Consider the following 20,185-nt stretch of genomic DNA (forward strand, 5'->3'; position numbering starts at 1 on the left):
CATCTCATATAGACGAGCTTTTGTCCAGTTGATCAGAAAAGACTGCGCCACGGGCGCGGGCCTACGGCGCGAGTATTTTCAGCAAAAAGATGCCAACAGTGGGATACCCCCTCAGGTGCCGCTGTCTGGGCGTACCCGGCTGCCATCGGTGTAGCGCGACAGGCGGAACGCGTGCGGGTCTACAATCGGGGACGCGCCGGTGACCATATCCGCCATCAAACGCCCTGCCCCGGGGCCAAGACCAAAGCCATGGCCGGAGTAACCGGTAGAGATAAACAGGCCCGACAGATCGTCCACGCCTGATATCACTGGGATCGCATCAGGCATCACGTCGATCAGCCCCGCCCAGCTTTGCAGAACATCGGCCTGTTGCAGGATTGGGAACGCCTGTTGGGCCCGGGCCCAGCCAGATTTTATCGCTGATTGCGAGGGCTCGGGATCAAGGATGCGACAGTGCTCAAACGCTGTTCTCTCATCAGGCGACCAGCGCCGTTTTTGCGAGGCTTCTTCGCGCCAGCGCCCCGACAGGCGGAACCGCATGGATCGCCATTCACTCATATAGGCCGGCAGAAATTTGAGCCCCAGTCGGAAACTGTCGGGGACAATATCAACCATGTTTTCGGTGCCGCTGGCCACTGTATAGCCGCCGTCGACCCGTTTGCGCAGTGCATAGTTATTGGCCCAGAGCGTTACATCTGGCCCCCCAGACACAGCAGAGCTGCGGATGACTGAGTTCAACACCTTTAGCTGAGGAATGGAGATACCGGCGTTGCCAAGGAATAGCCGCGACCATGCTCCGCCCGCAACCACTACCGATGTGCAGGCCACCCGGCCTAGTTCAGTGACCACGCCAGCCACCTTTCCAGCCTGCACATCAACGCTGCGCACTGCGCAGTTGGTCAATATCGCAGCCCCAGCGGCGCGCGCGCCCATGGCAATGGCATGGGTGGCCCATTGTGGTTCTGCCCGTCCGTCCTGCGCCGTAGCCAGCCCCGCAAGCAATTCACCGTGATGGCCGGGCAGCTGGTCTTGCAATTCCCCGCCCTGGATCATTCGGCAATCAAAGTCAGTATCCGCCAGATGCCGGGTCCAGCGCTGCAATTTGTCAGCCTGCGCCTGGGACGAGGCGGTAAAAAGGCTACCGCAGCGGTGATAGCCGGTTTTGTGGCCGGTGCGCTCTTCTAGCCCCTGCCAGATTTTCATCGCCTCGATCATCAACGGGACTTCACGCGGATCGCGGCCTGACATGCGTACCCAGCCCCAGTTGCGAGAGCTTTGTTCAGCGCCGATCTGCCCTTTTTCGCAGAGCAGCACCGAGACACCCCGTTCGGCCAGTTCCAACGCAGTAGAGGCACCAACGATACCGCCGCCAATGACTACAACATCAACAGATTTAGGAAGTTTCTTGTCCTGAGGGAAGGACGGCAACTCGGGACCTGGCAAAAGGTTTCTCCGGCAAATACGGTTTCAAATCACCGCACTATGCAAAGTGTTATGGCCAGAGAAAAGCGAAATCACGCCCCATGGGACGTGATCATCAGCATGCAGTCGAACTGTTGTTCAAACGCCACCACGGCGCTGTTGCAGCAACCGGTCAAAGGGTTCGACGTGGTCCATCTCGACCTCTGGTTCGCTAGTGAAGCTGGGGAAATACAGTCCCTGGGTCCAGCGCGAGGGCATCCGGTTGACCAGCGCCTGCAGACGGTCACTCATTCGATTGGCCCAAGCGACAATACGGTCAGCCTGCGCGGGAAGTACGCGATGAAACACACCAAAAATGGCGCGACCGGCAACACTCAATCGCTCAGTTCCCACAAGCCAACATACAGCCCAAACTGCGGCAATCACCGATGCGATGATCGAAATAACACCAAGCGGACTATAGATCAGGGCGGCCAGTAATAGGATCAACAGGTTGTGGCTCCAACGCGGCTGATACCCTTTGGCTTGGCGGGCCACCTGCACCGCTGGAGAAACCGTTTTTGCCACTGCCTGCTTTACGGCTTGCTTTTGAACCCGTGGCTTACGCTGTGCTTGCTGAACCACTTCTGGATGCTCCACTTTGTCCGCCATCATTACACTACGGATATCCGCCAGAATTTCATCATCTGTGGTGACGATGCTTTGACCTTGGATCATCTTGTCAAAGTCCGGCTGATAATGCTGTCCCATTGGTCGCTTCCTCGTCTTTGAAATACGGCGGCAAAGTTGTTCTTGGGGCAATTCCCAATCTCTGATGGCATTTTAGACAATTCCGCCTTGAGTTTGTCGGTTTTGCCTAAAATTAGACGAAAATGCCGGATGAGCGGCGCTGTTGCGTCAACAATCCAACATCTCTGCGGCACTGTCGCCAAGTGGCGGACAATTAACCAGAATCACTGCGTCGGTTCACTTTACGGAACGCCCATATTGAGCGGATTCAGCATCAACTAAGCACCAGTCTTACAATCGGCTTGCAGAATCGCTATCTTGGTACCATGGTACCAATATGAAAAAGATAGAACGCACACAAACCGGCCTGCGGATTGAAAAACGCATGCTTAAAGTCATGAAAGGGCTGGCTGAACATCTGGACTGTTCGCTGGCCGAAGTCTTTGAGGGCATGATCCTGCATAATTTCGAGGGGCAGATGCCCTTCTCAGAAAACACCCTGAAGAAGATCGCGCAGTTGAAAGAGGTCTATGAGTTGGACCTGACAGCTGCGGATGCGCATGGATTGAGCGACGAAGGAGACGAGAGATGAGCCGCTATGCTGAACAGCTGGACCAATTGATTGATGGCAGTTTGGACAACTCCACGTTTAAGCACGTGAACCATATTGGTGTGGCTTTTGAAGCCTTACAACGCGAGCGTTTCTTTGACGCGATGGCAACGGTTGCCAATGGCATTACGGCGGCGGCCCAACGCGCTGGCGCGCCTGAGAAGTTCAACGCAACCATCACCATGGCCTATATGAGTGAAATCGCTGAGAGGATGGAGGCCAAAGACTATGCGGATGCTGACAGCTTCATTGCAGCCAATCCGGATTTATCATCGGGTTCAGTCTTGAGCAGGTATTCAAATGGCCGCGCGGTGTCGGCGAAGGCCCGGCGTATTGCGCTATTGCCGGATCTAGCGCCAGCTGTTTAGAGGACTTAGATCAACAGGGATCTGCGCCGTTAGTTCTTCTTGAAATCAGCAACGAGCTTCTCAAATTTCTGCACATATCGTGCCAGCTTGTCCGCATCCGTCTTACTGTTGAGAAAGGGCTTACGCCTTCCCGTCACCTTGACATCTTTTCCGGACCCGCAATCGCCAATAAATACAAATGGAACACATAGATCACACCTGAGGTGAGGCATTTTTGCTGCCAAGTAGGCATAGTCTTCGGTGTCAAATTGGTGGGATACTCTCAAGTCGCGCAATGACGCGCTTTTTCCCAAGGGCCTTAGACCGTCCTCAATCACTTTAAGATTCACCAGTGTAAGCTCTTGCAGGGAAGGCATATCCCCTAAGCCGTCGAGAGTATGGATGACTTGAGGCTTTGAATGCCCGCCGAACAGCTCCAACGCGGCCAGATCGCGCAGTTCGCAGATCGGGGTGATCCAGATCTGCGATCCTCATGCACGCACCGTTCAAGCAAACAATGCCGCCAGAATAGTCGAATAGCTCGGGCCCAACCTCACCCGCAGCATCCAGTGCCTTGTTGAAATCAGCGAAGAGAGGGTGCGGCATCTTAGTTTGGGTCACGCCAGCGGTTCACAATCGGATAACGGCGATCCAACCAGAAGGCGCGCGGACTGAGGCGCGCACCGGGTGCGGACTGGTAGCGTTTGTATTCGCTGATATAGAGCAGATGCTCGACCCGCTTGGCCTCGTCCCGGTCAAATCCAGCGGCGACGCAATCGGCAATTGAGCCTTCTTGGTCCACCAGGATATCCAGGATGGCGTCCAGCACCGGGTAGTCCGGCAGGCTGTCGCTGTCTTTTTGGTCGTCGCGCAGCTCGGCCGAAGGTGGCTTGTCGATCACATTGGGGCGGATCACCTCGCCATCCGGGCCCTTCATCCAGGGACGGTGGTTGGCGTTGCGCCAGCGACAGGTTTCAAAGACACGGGTTTTGTACATGTCCTTGATCGGGTTATAGCCGCCGTTCATATCGCCATAGATGGTGGCATAGCCCACTGCGACCTCGGATTTATTGCCGGTGGTCAACAGCATTTCGCCAAACTTGTTCGACATCGCCATCAGCAGCAGCCCACGCAGGCGGGACTGGATATTTTCCTCGGTGAGGTCCGTATCATGACCGGCAAACAGCGGGGCCAATGTGTTGGTGATGGCAGCGCGACCTTCTGCGATCGGCACATAGTCGTAATGCACGCCCAGCGCCTTGGCCACGGCCTCGGCATCATCCAGCGATTCCTGGCCTGTGTATTCAGACGGCAGCATCACGCAGCGCACGTTTTCCGAACCGATAGCATCCACCGCGATGGCGGCAACGATGGCGGAATCTACCCCGCCGGACAAACCAAGCAGCACCTTAGAGAAACCAGATTTGCGCAGGTAATCGCGCAGGCTCTCGACCATGACGCGGTAATCCTGCTCCCACTCATCGGGCAGATGGGCTTTGTCGCCTTCGACGGCACGCCAGCCATCAGTGGTGCGCTCAAGGTCCAGCTGAGCATAGGCTTCGTCAAAGACCGGCATTTGCAGCGCCAGCGCGCCGCCCGGATTCAGCACAAAAGTGCCGCCGTCAAAGACCTGATCGTCCTGACCGCCGACCATGTTGAGATAGATCACCGGCAGGCCAGTCTCGACGGTGCGCGCCACCATGTGGTTGAAGCGCACTTCCATCTTGTTGCGGTAATAGGGTGAGCCATTGGGAATGAGCAGAAATTCGGCCCCGGTTTCCTCTAGCGTTTCGGCGACATCCTCGTGCCAGCCGTCTTCACAGATCGGGCTGCCGATGCGAACATCGCCCACCGCATAAGGGCCACCCAAGGGGGCAGAAGTAAAAATCCGCACTTCATCAAACACGGTTTCATTGGGCAAGTGGTGTTTTAAAACACGGCTGGCGATCTTGCCGCCTTTGAGGATTAGGTACGCATTATACAGTTTGCCGCCTTCGACCCATGGCGCGCCGATTGCCAGGGCTGGCCCATCAGCGCACTCAGCGGCGAGGCGTTCCACCTCGGCGATCGCCGCCTGATGAAAGGCGGGCTTCATCACCAGATCCTGCGTGTTGTACCCCGTGATGAACATTTCAGGCAAAGCAACCAGATCCGCCCCCGCATCACAGCCATGCTGCCACGCCTGTTGCGCCTGTGCTGCATTGCCTGCCAAGTCCCCAACGGTTGGGTTCAATTGCGCCAAAGTAATGCGGAAACGATCAGCCATATTGCCCTAGTCCTTTGAAATTCCACCCCAGCCATTTAGCAGATTTGACATCAAGGGAAAGAGAGCGAAGGCAAAAGACATTGCGACAATCCATCCTGTGGCCTAGTTTCTAGGTTACTCGTGGTAGTACTGCGATGATTTCTTGGAGCAAATAGAGGTTCTCATGACCCGATTAGGCAGTGTACTCGCATTTTCTGTTACATTGACGCTGGGCGCGGCAGCTTTGGCCCAAGAGGGGCAGGTGATTTCGACCCAGGACGAAGTTGGCGGCGTTTATGAAGGCACGTTTCGCGGCGGATTGCAGCATGGTGTCGGCACTTATCGGCTGCCGAACGGATATGAGTATTCCGGCGAATGGATTGATGGTGAAATTGTAGGTCAGGGCATTGCACGCTACCCCAATGGCTCGGTTTACGAGGGGGCATTCAGCAAAGGGAAGCCCAATGGAAAGGGTAAAATCACCTTTTCCGATGGAGGCACCTATGAGGGTGACTGGGCAGATGGAGCGATCAACGGCCAGGGTATCGTCCTCTATTCCAACGGCGCCCGATATGAGGGAAGCTTTGTAAACGCCCTGCCCAACGGCCAAGGCGTTATGCAAAACCCCGGCGGATATGAATACAGCGGCGAATGGGTCGACGGTAAAAAGCAGGGCAAGGCCACGATCACATACTCCACTGGCGCGAAATATGAAGGCGATGTGGCAAATGGGAAAATGCAGGGCACCGGAAAGCTGACGATGCCCGATGGGTTGATCTATGACGGCGCCTGGGTGGATGATCAGATGCATGGGATGGGCGTACTGACGCAGCCCAATGGTGATATCTACGAGGGGCCCCTAGAGGCTGGACGCAGGCATGGTATCGGCAAGCTGACCTATGCCAATGGCGACGTCTACGAGGGCAATTTTGAGAACGACCTTCGCGATGGGCAAGGCACGTTCACCGGAACCGACGGGTACATTTACAAGGGCGCTTGGCTTGGTGGCCAGATAGAGGGTGACGGACATGTGACCTATCCTGATGGCTCGGTCTATGATGGCCAGTTTCGTACCGATCTGGCAGACGGCCACGGAACCATCACCTATCCTGATGGCTCAACCTATAAAGGCACCTGGGTCGCCGGCGTGATCGAAGGCGCTGGCTTGGCCAAATACCCGAATGGCGTAGTGTACGAAGGCGATTTCAAAAATGCCCGCAATCACGGTATGGGCATCATGACCTACATCGACGGCTATCGCTACGAAGGAGGTTGGCAAAACGGGTTACGCCATGGCGAAGCCAAGGTGACCTATGCTGATGGCTCGCTCTATTCCGGTGCATTCTCAGAAGGGCAGCGGCATGGCGCTGGCAAGATCGAAATGCCCGACGGCTTTATCTATGACGGTGACTGGCAGCAGGGTAAGATCAGTGGTCAGGGGACTGCGACCTATGCCAATGGCGATATTTACGAAGGCCACTTTCTGAACAGCAAACGTCAGGGCGCGGGCACCATGCGCTATGCCACCGGCCAAGAAGCCAGCGGCGACTGGGACAACGGCGCGCTGGGTGCAACTGCTGCAGAAGATCCTGAGGCGGCAACACCAGACACCGCGACAACCGACAATTAAACTGGCAATTAAACCGGCAAAGGTGCGTGCAAGCACGCACCCTACACCGCACTCAACCGATGCGTATGCGGCTGAGATGATCTGGCATGACAACACCAGGCAGATTGCGCGGATCATCCTCGGGATGGCCCAATTGCGTTGAAATGGGCACCACTCCGGCCCAGATCGGCAGATCATAATCCGCATCATCATCCACCGGTGGGCCGCTGCGCAGTTTGGCAGCGCCTTCGGTGATGGGCATGCGCAACACTGCCGTTGCCTTGACCTCTTGTGATGTCACCGGGCGCAGGGTTTCCCAGCGACCGGGGAAAATCTGATCGACCATGGTTTTTAGATGCCTTTCTTTGGCCTCTGCTTCCAAAACTTTCTCTGGCTGGCCGAAAATCATCGCGGACCGATGATTCACTGAGTGGTGAAAAGCAGACCGTGCCAGAACATAGCCATTCAGCATGGTCACAGTGACACAAACATCCTTGCCTTCCATCGCGCGCAGGGCACGGCTGGCCGAGGAGCCATGCCAATAAATGTGATCCCCTTCACGCCATTGCAGGGTGGGCAGCACAGATGGCTTACCGTCGATCTGATAGCCAATGTGGCACATCGGCATGGCGTCGAGCACCGCGTAGAGGCTGGCGCGGTCATAGGCGCCTTTTTCATGGGCGCGGCGCAATCGGCTGCGATTGGTTTTCAGTTCGGCTTCTGGTTGGATCTGGCTCATCTTGGTCGTCTCGTTCCTGTCAATTCTTACTTGACAGGTAGAGCTAAAGCGGCTGGTTATTAAGTTCCACATTGTGACAATATGGCCAGTCCAATTATGAGCAACTTCGTCAACCTGTTATCCGCACAGAACGCGGCCCCGCGCTATCAGCAGATCTGCGATGGGCTGCGAGAGCAGATCACCCAAGGTGAATTACCCGCTGGGACGAAATTGCCTGCTTCTCGCGCCTTGTCTCAGGATCTGGGCGTTGCCCGATCAACAGTGGTCACGGCCTATGATCAGTTGGTGGCCGAGGGATATCTGGAAAGCCGACCGGGCGCTGGAATTTTTGTCTGTGATGTCGCCCCGATCACGTCTCCTGCGGCCCAGCCCAGGCCACACACTATTGCGGCATTCACGCCCGAAAAAGGGATGCTGACACCAGGGGAACCCGACCCAGGCATCTTCCCGACACAGCCCTGGGTGCGTTGCGTGGCACGGGTTGCACGCAACTCGCCCAAAGCCCTCATCCAGTTGGACGATCCATTTGGAGACCCCGAACTACGCCGCGAAGTCGCCGCTTATGCCGGACGTTGGCGGGGCATCACGGCCACCGCCGATCAGGTGATTGTCACCGCTGGAGCAAGCGCTGGATTGGAACTTGCTATGGAGTTGATGGGGGAAGGTGGTCCGTTGGCATTAGAGGCTCCTGGATATATTCCCACTCAACGTTTTGCTGCGACCCGAGGATGGGGCGTCCAATGGCTGCCTGTCAGCGCCCAAGGAGCGCAGCTGCCAGCCAAGCTCAGCAAGTTGACAGTGCTCACCCCTTCGCACCAATTTCCCTTGGGCGGCACCCTGCCCGTTTCTATACGCCAAGCATTTCTGACGACAGCCGAACAAGCAGGTGGCTGGATCATTGAAGACGACTTTGACAGCGAGTTTCGATACGCCGGCCAACCCGTCCCTGCCATGACCGCGCTGGATCATGCGGGCAGATGTGTTTATGTAGGCACCTTTTCCAAAACCTTTTCCCACGCCCTGCGCCTTGGGTATCTGATCCTACCGCAGGGGCTGGTTGGGCACTTTCGCGCAGCCCTAAGACACGCCTCGAGTGGTGCCGCTGTGACTGCGCAACGACCGTTGGCCGAATTTCTGAAATCTGGCCAATATGACAGGCACATTCGCCGTGCCCGGCGTCTTTATGCGCAGCGCTATGCCGCCATCGCAGATACATTAGAAACCTGGCCGCGCAGGTTGGGGCGCTTCCATCGCCACGAAGCGGGCATGCAAATTGCCTATCTTCTGCCCCCCGGCCAGAACGACCCCCCAATTGTTACCGCAGCCAGGGCCGCTGGTTTCTCAATCCGGGGAATTTCAGACTGCGATCCCACAAGCCAAACGCAGGGCCTGCTGATCGGGTTCTGCCAATCGCAACCCGAAGAACTTCCAGGTCAGTTGGACACGCTAAGGCAAGTCATTCAGGGCTGTTAAAAAATCTGACAATTGAGGCTTTTCATTTACCAAGGGGAATGTATAAATCGCTGCCATGATCAACCGCGCACATATCACTTCCTCTGCCGCCGACATTTCCGGCGCGTCGCTGCGTGGCCTACTGATCCTAACTCGCCTCTGAGCGTGCCATTCGGCGCGTCCGCTCAGAGGGGATCGCCAGCGCGCCACATGGCTTAGGACAGATACGAGAGATACCAACATGACAAATACATCCGACAAAGACCGCGTAGTGATCTTTGACACCACCCTGCGTGACGGCGAGCAAAGCCCCGGCGCCACCATGACCCATACCGAAAAGCTCGAAATTGCCGGGCTGCTTGATGACATGGGCGTCGACATCATCGAGGCCGGGTTCCCAATTGCCTCGGAAGGCGATTTTAACGCGGTTTCCGAGATCGCCAAAAACGCCAAGAACAGCCGTATCTGTGGTCTGGCCCGTGCCAAGGTTGGCGATATTGATCGCTGTTGGGAGGCGGTGAAACACGCCGAGAAGAACCGGATCCATACGTTCATTGGCACCTCGCCGCTGCATCGTGCTATTCCGAACCTGACAATGGATGAAATGGCCGATGTCATTCACCAGACCGTCACCCATGCACGCAACCTGTGTGAAAACGTTCAGTGGTCGCCAATGGATGCCACCCGCACCGAGTGGGATTACCTGTGCCGGGTAATCGAGATTGCCATCAAGGCCGGAGCCAGCACCATCAACATCCCGGACACCGTGGGCTATACCGCTCCGATGGAGAGTGCCGAGTTAATCAAAAAGCTGATCGAGACAGTTCCGGGCGCCGATGATGTGATCTTTGCCACCCACTGTCACAACGACCTTGGCATGGCGACCGCCAACTCGCTGGCCGCGGTGGCCGGTGGTGCGCGTCAGATCGAATGTACCATCAACGGTCTGGGTGAACGGGCTGGTAACACCGCGCTGGAAGAGGTGGTAATGGCATTGAAGGTACGCAATGACATCATGCCCTGGACCACTGGCATCGACACCAAAAAGATCATGCATATCTCGCGCCGAGTTTCGACCGTGTCCGGTTTTGTGGTGCAGCCGAACAAGGCGATTGTTGGCAAAAATGCCTTTGCCCATGAAAGTGGCATCCACCAGGACGGCATGCTGAAGAACGCCGAAACATTTGAGATCATGCGTCCGGCTGATGTGGGCCTGTCGGGTACCTCGCTGCCACTGGGCAAACACTCGGGACGTGCTGCCCTGCGCGACAAGCTGAACACGCTGGGCTTTGAGGTGGGCGACAACCAGTTGAAGGATGTCTTTGTCCGTTTCAAAGAGCTGGCTGACCGCAAGAAAGAGGTGTTCGACGACGACATCATCGCCCTGATGCGCACCGGAAGTGACGGGGATGACCATCTACAATTGGTGTCGATGAAAGTTGTCTGCGGCACCGGTGGCCCGGCGGAATCCACCATTGAGATGGAAGTGGACGGCAAGGACGTGACCGCCACCGCCGAAGGTGACGGACCCGTGGATGCCACCTTCAAGGCGATCCGCGAGATCCACCCGAACACTGCACACCTACAGCTGTACCAGGTGCAGGCCGTGACCGCGGGTACCGACGCTCAGGCCACCGTTTCCGTCCGGCTAGAGGAAGACGGCATCATCGCCACCGGTGAAAGCGCCAATACCGATACGGTGGTCGCTTCAGCCAAGGCCTATATCAGCGCGCTGAACCGGTTGATTATACGGCGCGGTAAGGTTGGCGAAGGCGCTGATACGCGCGAGATTTCGTATAAAGACATCACCTAAGCGGTGTTGAAACGCGAGCAAGGGGCCATCCATTTGGGTGGCCCTTTTTCATTGCTGGTGTTTTTGAAGTTAGCCGAATGCTCCCGCGCCCCAAGCTGTTCCGGCTGCGCCGAACCAGATTAGGGCCTTGGGCCTGGCACCGCTGCGCGGTGTTTTTCTTTCGCTGGGGAGGCGTTTCAGGGGCAGGTTTGCCCTGAAAGCACCTGTTCAATTTTGGTTTTAAAATGCCGCGTCAAGGGCAAGCCGTGCTGCGCACGGGCGCTATTGCGCCCCTTGACCCGCCCGAGTGGCTTCAAACATGGTCCTTGAGCTTGGTTAGAACAGCTTGCGCCTCCTCGGCGATGTCACTCTCCCAATCATCTAGGCTCGCTCTTGCGGCCAATCGCTCTAAGTCAGCCTGCAGCGCTAGTTGGGTGCTGATCGCACTGTTTCTAATCACCAGATGGATCGTCCAGTAAATCCAGATTTCATCGTCCGAGTTAACAATCTCTCTGAACCACGGGATAATTTCTGGCCCAGCTCTAGCAAGCAGACGCGCTGATGGCCCTGCAACAGGCCAGTTCCCATCCTGGACCCATCTGAGCAAATCCGGAAGGATTGGAGCAATTGTTGGAAAACCAACATCAACAGCCTTCTCAATTGCAGCGATGTCAAATTTATCTTTGGGAATACAGTTTCTTAAATCCATGGTCCAACATGCGCCAATATGGGCGCTGCGACAACATGACATGAAGCCACTCCCCCTTGCGCCGCGCAGCGGCGCCCGGCCCAAGGCTTTGCTCTCATCTTAAATGAGAGAACAAAGGGGCGGGAGACCACAGAGATGATAGGGCCAAATGGGATCTATCATCCGCGTAGAATTCGGGCTGACAGCTCGGGCATGAGCCGGTGGATAACCCGCAGCAGCCGGGTTTTACCAATCCATATCTGTTTCTTCTGCCGCTTAAGCCCTTGCAGCACCTCATGCGCCGCTTGATGCGCTGAGATCATGCTAGCCTCCCTGCCCTGTGTCATGTCGGTTTCCACCAGTGACATGATGCAATCTGACACCAACAACTGAGATCGGTTTCGGCGTACCTGATAGCGCAGTGCCTTGGTGAAACTGCTCAGACCAGCCTTGGTGGCACAATACACCGGCGCGTCCACCTTGGGGGCCAGAGCCAGCGCGGAGGTGACGTTTACGATGAACCCATCCGGCCGCAGTGACAGGACCAGCGCCAGCTCTGCGCTCAGGTGCATCGGGGCCTCAAGGTTCAGGTTTACTTCCGTTGCGATGTCCTGTGACAGGTCCGGATAAGAGGTGGCCAGGTAGTCTGTCTCAAACTGCACGCCCGCATTGTTGATGATCCCATCAAGCGGAATGTCATGGGTCTTGAGCTCTGCAATTAGGGCTGCACGTTCGTCGCCGTTTTCCAAATTGCAGGCCCGCACCTGCACCTGTCCGCCCAATTCCCAACGCAGTGCTTTCAGCGCTTCGGAGTCTCGAGCGACCGCCAAAACGCGCGCGCGCTCAGCAACCAACTGCTCGGTTAAAGCACGACCAATGCCGCGTGACGCACCGGTCACCAAGATATGTTTGCCGTCAAGCCACATGAGAGGCCTCGTAAGTCTGGAACCCGTTTTCATAGGCCGGAATAATATCGCGCACCTCAAAATAGCCCTCAGTAATCAGTGGCGTGTCGCGCAGGGCCTCGATCGCAAAGTAATAGGCATCGAGATCTGTCACCTCGATTATCGCAATATCACTGGTGCGCGCATGAAACGCTTCGGCATCAAAATGACGAACCGTCAGGTTCTGGGCCGCCAGGCTGACGGACAGGCTCTGTTCGGTCAATTCAGCCCGCTTAGCGCGGGATAGTTTGAGCCACGAAGGCTTGGCATACAGCAGGAGAAAGATCGTGAGTATCATCGGAAACCTGTATTAAGTTGCGTCTGAGGAAAGAATGTGAGTTAAAGCTCACATTCACAACTCGCGTTCCCGCCGCAGGAAAACACCCGATGCATGAACCAAGAAAACAAGGGCGTCAGGCCCGCGCCAAAGCAACTCAGGATGCCATTGTCGAGGCCACGGCTCACATTTTGGAAGCCAGTGGCAGACAGGATCTGACCACCAATGCCATTGCTGAACGGGCCGGTGTCAGCATTGGTTCGCTGTACCAATACTTCCCCAACAAAGAGGCGATCCTAGCGGCCCTGATCCGCAACAAACGCCAAGTGTTGCTGGAGCAGATGCGCCAAGCCGTGTTGGAAACGATAGATGCTGAACCGGCGCAGGCCATTGAAGCGCTGATCCGTGCGGGAATGATGCACCAATATGAACGCCCTGCCTTGGCCTTCGAGGTTGAATATGTCGAGCAGCATCTGGAACTGGCGGATGAAACCGCTGATCTGGCCGAGGAGATGGCCCAACTGGTGTTAGCCACCGTGCGGCGGGTGCAGCCAGATGCCAGTTTGCAAGAAGCACGTGATGTTGTTGCCATAACCAAAGGCTTGATCAACGCAGCTGCCATGGCGGGCGAGCCGGGTGGCCCCGACCTTTATGCGCGGGCCAGGCGCGCGGTACTCGGATATCTTGCTCAATCCGCTGATGAAGTGGCCAAACAGGGCCAATGCCCGGCGGAAAGGCGCTAGTTAGCGCTATTACGCTCTTTCACGTTGATGCCCTGCTGCTTATAAGATCAAAAGCCTGCAACTTATTCAGAGTCGTGGGTCCACTTTGCAGTACTTACAGGATCTCTTTATATGTCGATCTTTGGATTTTTGTCCGGCCTATTCACGTCGGACATGGCTATTGACCTCGGAACAGCGAACACCCTGGTCTACGTCAAAGGCCGAGGCGTGATCCTGTCCGAGCCGTCGGTGGTCGCCTATCACGTCAAAGATGGCGTTAAAAAGGTTCTAGCCGTAGGCGAAGACGCCAAGTTGATGTTGGGCCGGACCCCTGGATCAATTGAGGCGATCCGCCCCATGCGTGAAGGTGTGATTGCCGATTTTGACACCGCCGAAGAGATGATCAAGCACTTCATCCGCAAGGTGCACAAACGGTCGACCTTTTCTAAACCCAAAATTATTGTCTGCGTGCCGCATGGTGCCACTCCGGTTGAAAAGCGGGCGATCCGACAGTCGGTTATGTCGGCCGGAGCCCGTAAGGCCGGGCTGATCGCCGAACCGATTGCTGCGGCCATTGGCGCCGGTATGCCAATCACAGATCCAACCGGTAACATGGTGGTGGATATTGGTGGCGGCACCACCGAAGTGGCGGTTCTGTCGCTGGGCGACATCGTCTATGCGCGTTCGGTCCGAGTTGGCGGAGACCGGATGGACGAGGCGATCATCTCGTATCTGCGTCGCCAGCAGAACCTATTAGTAGGGGAAGCCACCTCAGAGCGCATTAAGACATCGATCGGGACTGCCCGGATGCCCGACGATGGCCGTGGCCAGTCGATGCAGATCCGCGGTCGTGACCTGTTGAACGGCGTGCCCAAGGAAATCGAGATTAGCCAGGCGCAAATCGCCGAGGCGCTAGCCGAGCCAGTTCAGCAAATCTGCGAAGCGGTGATGACCGCCCTAGAGGCCACGCCTCCGGATCTGGCGGCGGATATCGTGGACCGGGGTGTTATGCTGACCGGTGGCGGAGCACTGCTGGGCGACTTGGATCTGGCGTTGCGCGAACAGACTGGGTTGGCGGTGTCGATTGCCGATGAATGCCTGAACTGTGTGGCCCTGGGCACCGGCAAAGCGCTGGAGTTTGAAAAGCAGTTGCGGCACGCGATTGATTACGACAGCTAAGGCCCTTACCTTTCGCTTATAGACGGTGCCAGTTAAGCGCCCGAAAGGAACACCTTGGCCAAAGATCGATCCCAGCGCGAAGACTATACCACCCCGCTAAAACGGCTGCTGATAGCGGTGGTATGCCTGTGCCTGGCCATATTTTTCCTGATCTGGCGCATCGACAGCCCAAGGGTTGAACGGTTCCGGGCACAGGTGGTGGATACTGTGGTGCCCAACATGGATTGGGCCATGGTGCCGGTGACGGGTGCGATCAATTTGTTCCGCGATTTCCAGTCTTACCAGCGCCTATCAGAGCAAAACCGCGAGCTGCGTTCAGAACTGCGGCAGATGCAGGCCTGGAAAGAGGCCGCGCTGCAATTGGAGCAAGAGAACGCAAGGCTTCTGGATCTCAACAATGTGCGGCTTGATGCGCGGCTGACCTATATCACCGGTGTGGTCATGGCCGACAGCGGCTCGCCGTTTCGCCAATCTGTGTTGCTAAATGTTGGGTCACGCGACGGGGTGCGGGACGGATGGGCCGCAATGGATGGCATTGGTCTGGTGGGCCGTATCTCGGGCACCGGGCGCAACACCGCTCGGGTGATCCTGCTGACGGATGCCGCCAGTTCGATACCCGCAGTCATCCAGCCTTCGGGTCAAAGCGCGCTGATTGCAGGTGACAATACCGCAGCACCGGTGATCGACTTTTTGGAAAGCCCCGACAAACTGCGCCCTGGGGACCGGGTCATCACCTCTGGTGATGGCGATGTGTTCCCAGCCGGGCTGCTGATTGGTCAGGTGGCCAGCGATCCTTCGGGCCGTTTGCGGGTGCGCCTGTCGGCCGATTACGAACGGCTCGAATTCTTGCGTGTTCTGCGCCACCACGGCACCGAAGTCATTCAGGATCCCGGAGGATTGGTGGTGCCGCTCCCCGGTGCGACCCATCCACGCCCGCGCCCTGAAAGCTTGGGAGCCGGAAATGGCTAACACGTCGCCTGCGCATATCTGGCTTATGCGGGTTGCTTTTCCTGCGCTGGCATTGCTGATTGTCTTTTTTCACCTGCTGCCGCTGGATACTCTACCGCGCCGATGGGCCCCGCCCGACCTTTTGATTGCCCTGGCATTGGCCTGGTCGCTGCGCCGCCCTGATTATGTGCCAACCCTTTCATTGGCGCTCACGCTGTTGATGACGGATCTGATGTTCCAGCGTCCACCGGGACTTCTGGCCTTGCTGGTTCTACTGGGCTGTGAGTACTTTAAACCCCGTGCCCAGGCCTATCGTGATATCGGATTTGCAGCAGAATGGTTTTCAGTGATCATGGTCCTAAGCGTCATTACCGTACTTAATCGTTTGATTTTGGCTTTGGTCGGCGTTCAACAAGCGCCGTTTGGATTGACCCTGATCCAACTGGTCATGACCCTTGCTGCCTATCCTCTGGTCGTCGCCGTCAGCCATCTGGTATTTGGGGTGCGCAGACTGACCGCAGTTGAAGCCGAAGCTCTGGGGGTTCGCTTATGAGACGCAACCCAAAGGAACTGGACAGCACCCACGGCACCCTGACCCGACGTGCCCTATTGCTGGGCGGGGTGCAGCTGGCCTTTGCTGGTGGGTTGGCAATGCGAATGCGCCACCTGCAAGTCGATCAGGCGGATCAGTTCCGGTTGCTGGCCGAAGAAAACCGGATCAATATTCGATTGCTCGCCCCAGCCCGAGGCGAAATTTTTGACCGCAACGGCGTTGCTCTGGCACGCAACTTTCCTTCGTTTCGCATTACTATCGTCCCGGAAGATGCTGGCGACGTTGACAAAGTGATCAACGATCTGTCGCGATTGATCGAGATTGATCCCAAAGATCTGGAACGGGCCATCGCCGAGATGCGCCGCTCGCCCCCCTTCTTGCCGGTGACACTTGCCGATCAGCTGAGCCGCAAGGATATAAACAAAGTCGGGGTGAATGCCCCGGCCCTGCCTGGCATAACCCCCGAGGTTGGTCTGGCGCGCGTCTACCCCCGCAAAGATGATTTTGCCCATGTTGTTGGCTATGTCGGTCCGGTATCCGATTACGATCTAAGCCAGATCGAAGACCCCGAACCGATTTTGCGCATTCCACGGTTCCAAATTGGAAAAGTAGGGTTCGAAGCCAAGCGCGAAGATGTCCTGCGTGGCAATGCAGGAGCCAAGCGCGTGGAAGTCAATGCCACCGGACGGGTGATGCGCGAGTTGGACCGCCGTGAAGGGGTGCCAGGTGCCGACATGCAGTTAACTGTGGACGCAGAACTGCAAGGTTATGTTCAGGCGCGGCTTGGCAATGAAAGTGCCAGTGCCGTGGTCATCGACTGTGAGAATGGCGATCTGCATGCCATATCCTCGGCCCCCAGCTTTGACCCCAACCTGTTTGTACGCGGCATTTCGGTTGCTGACTACCGCGAGCTGACCGAGAACACCTATCGCCCCCTTGCCAATAAGTCGGTTCAGGGCACCTATCCGCCCGGCTCCACCTTCAAGATGATCACCGTTCTGGCGGCGCTCGAAGAAGGCCTGATTGGCCCCGAGGAAACCGTGTGGTGTCCAGGTCATCTGGAAGTGGCTGGCCGCAAGTTTCACTGCTGGAAACGGGCCGGTCACGGCAACGTTGACTTGAACACATCGTTGAAACAATCCTGCGATGTGTATTATTACGATCTGGCCCTAAAGGTTGGCATCGACAAGATCTCGGCCATGGCACAACGCATGGGGCTGGGTATTCGCCACAAATTGCCAATGTCGGCTGTGGCATCCGGCCTGACCCCAACCAAAGACTGGAAGGCGCGCAACCGTGGAGAAGACTGGCTGATTGGCGACACCGCAAACGCCTCAATTGGTCAGGGGTTCATGTTGGCATCGCCCATGCAGCTGGCAGTGATGTCTGCCCGACTTGCCACCGGTCGTAGCATTACACCTCGGCTGATCAAATCCATTGATGGTATCGAACAACCCAGCGGCGCTGGTGAATCTCTCGGACTGAATGAAAATAATCTGCGCACCATTCGTCGCGGTATGAATTCAGTATCAAATGATCGGCGCGGCACGGCCTATAAGTCGCGGATCATCGAAGAGTCTATGCGAATGGCTGGCAAAACCGGCACCAGTCAGGTTCGCAACATTACCGCTGCTGAACGTGCGGCTGGGGTGATCCACAACCGTGACCTGCCGTGGGAGCGCCGCGACCACGCGCTGTTTGTCTGCTTTGCACCAGTTGAAAACCCGAAATATGCCGTTTCGGTGGTGGTAGAACACGGTGGCGGCGGGTCAACCGCTGCTGCGCCAATTGCCCGAGATGTCATGCTGCAGGCACTATACGGCGGCACCCCGCCGCTTAGCGCTTATCCCAAAAAAGACCGCAACCGGATAAAGGCCCAACAGGAACGTCTCGAACGCGAACGCCCCCAACGGCAGCTGGATGGGAGTGATCGGGCATGAGCTATCTTGAGTACAACGCCAAGACCACGCCAACCGGTTTGCGCAAAGTTCTTTATCTGAACTGGCCATTGATCCTTTTGCTGATCTCGGTGGCCTGCGTTGGCTTTCTGATGCTTTATTCGGTTGCTGGCGGCTCGTTCAGCCCCTGGGTGGAACCGCAGGTCAAACGTTTTGGCCTGGGTCTGGTTGCCATGTTGATCATCGCCCTTGTGCCCATCTGGTTCTGGCGGAATATGGCTGTGCTTGCCTATCTCAGCTCAATTGTGCTGCTGGTCGCGGTTGAGTTTTTTGGCTCAGTGGGCATGGGGGCGCAGCGCTGGATTGATCTGGGGTTCATGCGACTTCAGCCTTCTGAGGTGACTAAAATCACCCTGGTGATGCTGCTGGCCGCCTATTACGACTGGCTCCCGCGCGAACGGACCTCGCGCCCGTTATGGGTGCTGGCTCCGGTGATCCTGATCTTACTGCCGACCTTTATGGTTCTGCGTCAGCCTGACTTGGGAACATCCATCCTGCTTCTTGCAGCCGGTGGCGGTGTCATGTTCCTTGCCGGTGTTCACTGGGCCTATTTCGCCGCCGTAATCGGTGCTGGTGTGGGGTTGGTCACAGCTGTGTTCCAAAGCCGTGGCACTGAATGGCAGCTTCTCAAGAATTACCAATACCGGCGTATTGATACCTTTTTGGATCCCTCAACCGATCCACTTGGGGCTGGCTATCACATCACCCAATCAAAGATCGCACTTGGGTCTGGTGGCTGGTCAGGCCGAGGGTTCATGCAGGGCACCCAGTCGCGGCTGAACTTCCTGCCGGAAAAACATACCGACTTCATTTTCACCACCCTAGCCGAAGAGTTTGGGTTTATCGGCGGCGTATCCTTGCTGGGGATCTACATGCTGATCGTGATGTTCTGCATCGCCGCCGCTTTGGCCACCAAGGACCGGTTCTCGTCACTGGTGATCATGGGCGTGTCTTTGACATTCTTCCTGTATTTCGCGGTGAACATGTCGATGGTGATGGGGCTGGCCCCGGTGGTTGGTGTTCCGCTGCCGATGGTCTCCTACGGTGGGTCGGTGATGCTGGTGCTGCTGGGCGCATTTGGCTTGGTGCAAAGCGCCCATATCCACCGCCCGCGTTAATTGGCCAGGTGTCGCTGAACCAGTTCCAGCACCGGCCGATCCCTGTCGCCTATCCAACTCAGCAGCCCAAGGGTGCGCGCAGGCGCATCCAATGTGAGGGCCTTAATTCGGGGAAAACGCCCGGCCCGACCCTGCCAATCCGGCAACACCGCACGCCCCACCCCATCCTGTACCATCTGCGCAATCGTCTCGACCGCATCCATTTCCGCCAAAATGCGCGGTTGCGGCTCAAGCGCATTCAAAGCTGCCCAACAGCCCGCCGCACCCCAAGCCTCTCGGCTGTAGACAAGATAAGGCAATTCTTCATCTGGTTGCCCACCTTCGGGCGTCATCAAACATATTGGCTGCTGAGCAAGCGACGTGAACCGCATCGTCTTTGGCAACTTAAAGGGTGGCTGGACAATCAATGCCGCGTCCAACCGCTTTTCCTCAAAGGCTATATGCAGCTGGTGTGACGTACCCGGAACCAGATGCAAATCCACCTCGGGTGCCTTATCCCGCAGCACCTTTACCAGCGCCGGGGCATAGTCTCCTAATGCGGTCGAAATCGCCCCAAGCCGAAATGGCCCTGCCAGCACCTGATCTTGCAACGACAGGCGCAACTCGCCCTGCATTGCAACCATGTGCCGCAACTGTGGCAAGACCGCCATACACTGCGGAGTGGCCTGCATCACCCGCCCCGACCGGCGCAGCAATGTTGCCTTCAACTCGTCTTCCAGCGCAGCCACGCGCTGCGTTACTGCCGAGGCAGTGATCCCCTCAACCCGGGCAGCTGCTGCAATGGAACCATGATCAACAACCGCAATGAGGCTTGAGACAAAACGTAAATCCATAGTTTTCCTTATGTCTGATC

At 56.8% G+C, this 20,185-nt stretch carries 20 protein-coding genes; 11 read left to right on the forward strand and 9 right to left on the reverse strand.

All coding sequences use genetic code 11. The features are described from left to right. Positions 1-111: 111 nt before the first annotated feature. Together AC2T28_RS17960 and AC2T28_RS17965 are read right to left on the reverse strand one after the other, a co-directional pair. On the reverse strand, positions 112-1,443 hold the full coding sequence (locus AC2T28_RS17960) for an NAD(P)/FAD-dependent oxidoreductase (protein WP_486750022.1): 1,332 nt from the start codon (positions 1,441-1,443) through the stop codon (positions 112-114). 117 nt (positions 1,444-1,560) lie between these two features. After that, positions 1,561-2,172, reverse strand: coding sequence for a hypothetical protein (locus AC2T28_RS17965; RefSeq protein WP_486750023.1), 612 nt, complete (start codon positions 2,170-2,172; stop codon positions 1,561-1,563). Positions 2,173-2,488: 316 nt separating this feature from the next. On the opposite strand from AC2T28_RS17965, the gene AC2T28_RS17970 reads away from it, so the two are divergent. Further along, positions 2,489-2,743 (forward strand): hypothetical protein, encoded by a 255-nt coding sequence (locus tag AC2T28_RS17970; protein WP_486750024.1) that lies wholly within the window; start codon positions 2,489-2,491, stop codon positions 2,741-2,743. Then, the gene (locus AC2T28_RS17975) at positions 2,740-3,129 is read left to right on the forward strand and encodes a hypothetical protein (RefSeq protein WP_486750025.1); all 390 of its coding nucleotides are present in this window, start codon (positions 2,740-2,742) and stop codon (positions 3,127-3,129) included. The genes AC2T28_RS17970 and AC2T28_RS17975 overlap by 4 nt, the downstream gene beginning before the upstream one ends. Before the next feature lie 29 nt (positions 3,130-3,158). Here AC2T28_RS17975 and AC2T28_RS17980 read toward each other — a convergent pair whose 3' ends face one another. Continuing rightward, positions 3,159-3,548, reverse strand: a complete 390-nt coding sequence (locus AC2T28_RS17980; protein ID WP_486750026.1) for a hypothetical protein — start codon at positions 3,546-3,548, stop codon at positions 3,159-3,161. A gap of 167 nt (positions 3,549-3,715) precedes the next feature. Further along, a complete protein-coding gene (locus tag AC2T28_RS17985; protein WP_486750027.1) occupies positions 3,716-5,374 on the reverse strand; it encodes an NAD+ synthase in 1,659 nt (552 codons plus the stop codon). A gap of 163 nt (positions 5,375-5,537) precedes the next feature. On the opposite strand from AC2T28_RS17985, the gene AC2T28_RS17990 reads away from it, so the two are divergent. After that, complete coding sequence (locus AC2T28_RS17990; RefSeq protein ID WP_486750028.1) at positions 5,538-6,983, forward strand: MORN repeat-containing protein; 1,446 nt, start codon at positions 5,538-5,540, stop codon at positions 6,981-6,983. A gap of 52 nt (positions 6,984-7,035) precedes the next feature. Here AC2T28_RS17990 and AC2T28_RS17995 read toward each other — a convergent pair whose 3' ends face one another. Further along, entirely contained in the window at positions 7,036-7,701 is a 666-nt protein-coding gene (locus tag AC2T28_RS17995; protein WP_486750029.1) for a pyridoxamine 5'-phosphate oxidase family protein, read from the reverse strand. Between the two features lie 96 nt (positions 7,702-7,797). On the opposite strand from AC2T28_RS17995, the gene pdxR reads away from it, so the two are divergent. Both pdxR and AC2T28_RS18005 read left to right on the forward strand, forming a co-directional pair. Continuing rightward, positions 7,798-9,174: a MocR-like pyridoxine biosynthesis transcription factor PdxR gene (gene pdxR, locus AC2T28_RS18000; protein ID WP_486750030.1), complete on the forward strand. Its 1,377-nt coding sequence runs from the start codon at positions 7,798-7,800 to the stop codon at positions 9,172-9,174. Between the two features lie 220 nt (positions 9,175-9,394). Then, entirely contained in the window at positions 9,395-10,966 is a 1,572-nt protein-coding gene (locus tag AC2T28_RS18005; protein WP_486750031.1) for a 2-isopropylmalate synthase, read from the forward strand. 292 nt (positions 10,967-11,258) lie between these two features. On the opposite strand, the gene AC2T28_RS18010 is transcribed toward AC2T28_RS18005, so the two are convergent. The 3 genes from AC2T28_RS18010 to AC2T28_RS18020 form a co-directional block, all read right to left on the reverse strand. Then, on the reverse strand, positions 11,259-11,654 hold the full coding sequence (locus AC2T28_RS18010) for a DUF5071 domain-containing protein (RefSeq protein ID WP_486750032.1): 396 nt from the start codon (positions 11,652-11,654) through the stop codon (positions 11,259-11,261). Between the two features lie 158 nt (positions 11,655-11,812). Beyond that, positions 11,813-12,559 (reverse strand): SDR family NAD(P)-dependent oxidoreductase, encoded by a 747-nt coding sequence (locus tag AC2T28_RS18015; protein WP_486750033.1) that lies wholly within the window; start codon positions 12,557-12,559, stop codon positions 11,813-11,815. After that, on the reverse strand, positions 12,549-12,875 hold the full coding sequence (locus AC2T28_RS18020) for a darcynin family protein (protein WP_486750034.1): 327 nt from the start codon (positions 12,873-12,875) through the stop codon (positions 12,549-12,551). The genes AC2T28_RS18015 and AC2T28_RS18020 overlap by 11 nt, the downstream gene beginning before the upstream one ends. An 89-nt stretch (positions 12,876-12,964) precedes the next feature. Between AC2T28_RS18020 and AC2T28_RS18025 the strand changes: the two genes are divergently transcribed. The 6 genes from AC2T28_RS18025 (at position 12,965) to rodA (ending at position 19,332) form a co-directional block, all read left to right on the forward strand. Further along, the gene (locus AC2T28_RS18025; RefSeq protein WP_486750035.1) at positions 12,965-13,597 is read left to right on the forward strand and encodes a TetR/AcrR family transcriptional regulator; all 633 of its coding nucleotides are present in this window, start codon (positions 12,965-12,967) and stop codon (positions 13,595-13,597) included. 111 nt (positions 13,598-13,708) lie between these two features. Next, positions 13,709-14,755 carry a rod shape-determining protein gene (locus tag AC2T28_RS18030; RefSeq protein WP_486750036.1) on the forward strand — a complete coding sequence of 349 codons (1,047 nt, stop codon included), beginning with the start codon at positions 13,709-13,711 and terminating at the stop codon, positions 14,753-14,755. Between the two features lie 54 nt (positions 14,756-14,809). Continuing rightward, positions 14,810-15,724 (forward strand): rod shape-determining protein MreC, encoded by a 915-nt coding sequence (mreC, locus tag AC2T28_RS18035; protein ID WP_486750037.1) that lies wholly within the window; start codon positions 14,810-14,812, stop codon positions 15,722-15,724. After that, the gene (locus AC2T28_RS18040; protein WP_486750038.1) at positions 15,717-16,256 is read left to right on the forward strand and encodes a rod shape-determining protein MreD; all 540 of its coding nucleotides are present in this window, start codon (positions 15,717-15,719) and stop codon (positions 16,254-16,256) included. The genes mreC and AC2T28_RS18040 overlap by 8 nt, the downstream gene beginning before the upstream one ends. Beyond that, positions 16,253-18,196 (forward strand): penicillin-binding protein 2, encoded by a 1,944-nt coding sequence (gene mrdA / locus AC2T28_RS18045; RefSeq protein ID WP_486750039.1) that lies wholly within the window; start codon positions 16,253-16,255, stop codon positions 18,194-18,196. Before AC2T28_RS18040 ends, mrdA begins: the two co-directional genes overlap by 4 nt. Next, entirely contained in the window at positions 18,193-19,332 is a 1,140-nt protein-coding gene (gene rodA, locus AC2T28_RS18050; protein ID WP_486750040.1) for a rod shape-determining protein RodA, read from the forward strand. The genes mrdA and rodA overlap by 4 nt, the downstream gene beginning before the upstream one ends. Here rodA and AC2T28_RS18055 read toward each other — a convergent pair. Continuing rightward, positions 19,329-20,165 carry a LysR family transcriptional regulator gene (locus AC2T28_RS18055; protein ID WP_486750041.1) on the reverse strand — a complete coding sequence of 279 codons (837 nt, stop codon included), beginning with the start codon at positions 20,163-20,165 and terminating at the stop codon, positions 19,329-19,331. The genes rodA and AC2T28_RS18055 overlap by 4 nt on opposite strands. Positions 20,166-20,185: the final 20 nt, after the last annotated feature.

Source organism: Parasedimentitalea nitratireducens (assembly GCF_057444295.1).

What these genes read in the sequence shown, in the direction of transcription:
- AC2T28_RS17965 (WP_486750023.1), bottom strand. Translation starts at nt 2,172, where the DNA reads ATGGGACAGCATTATCAGCCGGACTTTGACAAGATGATCCAAGGTCAA.
- AC2T28_RS17970 (WP_486750024.1), top strand. Translation starts at nt 2,489, where the DNA reads ATGAAAAAGATAGAACGCACACAAACCGGCCTGCGGATTGAAAAACGC.
- AC2T28_RS17975 (WP_486750025.1), top strand. Translation starts at nt 2,740, where the DNA reads ATGAGCCGCTATGCTGAACAGCTGGACCAATTGATTGATGGCAGTTTG.
- AC2T28_RS17985 (WP_486750027.1), bottom strand. Translation starts at nt 5,374, where the DNA reads ATGGCTGATCGTTTCCGCATTACTTTGGCGCAATTGAACCCAACCGTT.
- AC2T28_RS17990 (WP_486750028.1), top strand. Translation starts at nt 5,538, where the DNA reads ATGACCCGATTAGGCAGTGTACTCGCATTTTCTGTTACATTGACGCTG.
- AC2T28_RS17995 (WP_486750029.1), bottom strand. Translation starts at nt 7,701, where the DNA reads ATGAGCCAGATCCAACCAGAAGCCGAACTGAAAACCAATCGCAGCCGA.
- pdxR (WP_486750030.1), top strand. Translation starts at nt 7,798, where the DNA reads ATGAGCAACTTCGTCAACCTGTTATCCGCACAGAACGCGGCCCCGCGC.
- AC2T28_RS18005 (WP_486750031.1), top strand. Translation starts at nt 9,395, where the DNA reads ATGACAAATACATCCGACAAAGACCGCGTAGTGATCTTTGACACCACC.
- AC2T28_RS18010 (WP_486750032.1), bottom strand. Translation starts at nt 11,654, where the DNA reads ATGGATTTAAGAAACTGTATTCCCAAAGATAAATTTGACATCGCTGCA.
- AC2T28_RS18015 (WP_486750033.1), bottom strand. Translation starts at nt 12,559, where the DNA reads ATGTGGCTTGACGGCAAACATATCTTGGTGACCGGTGCGTCACGCGGC.
- AC2T28_RS18020 (WP_486750034.1), bottom strand. Translation starts at nt 12,875, where the DNA reads ATGATACTCACGATCTTTCTCCTGCTGTATGCCAAGCCTTCGTGGCTC.
- AC2T28_RS18025 (WP_486750035.1), top strand. Translation starts at nt 12,965, where the DNA reads ATGCATGAACCAAGAAAACAAGGGCGTCAGGCCCGCGCCAAAGCAACT.
- AC2T28_RS18030 (WP_486750036.1), top strand. Translation starts at nt 13,709, where the DNA reads ATGTCGATCTTTGGATTTTTGTCCGGCCTATTCACGTCGGACATGGCT.
- AC2T28_RS18040 (WP_486750038.1), top strand. Translation starts at nt 15,717, where the DNA reads ATGGCTAACACGTCGCCTGCGCATATCTGGCTTATGCGGGTTGCTTTT.
- mrdA (WP_486750039.1), top strand. Translation starts at nt 16,253, where the DNA reads ATGAGACGCAACCCAAAGGAACTGGACAGCACCCACGGCACCCTGACC.
- rodA (WP_486750040.1), top strand. Translation starts at nt 18,193, where the DNA reads ATGAGCTATCTTGAGTACAACGCCAAGACCACGCCAACCGGTTTGCGC.
- AC2T28_RS18055 (WP_486750041.1), bottom strand. Translation starts at nt 20,165, where the DNA reads ATGGATTTACGTTTTGTCTCAAGCCTCATTGCGGTTGTTGATCATGGT.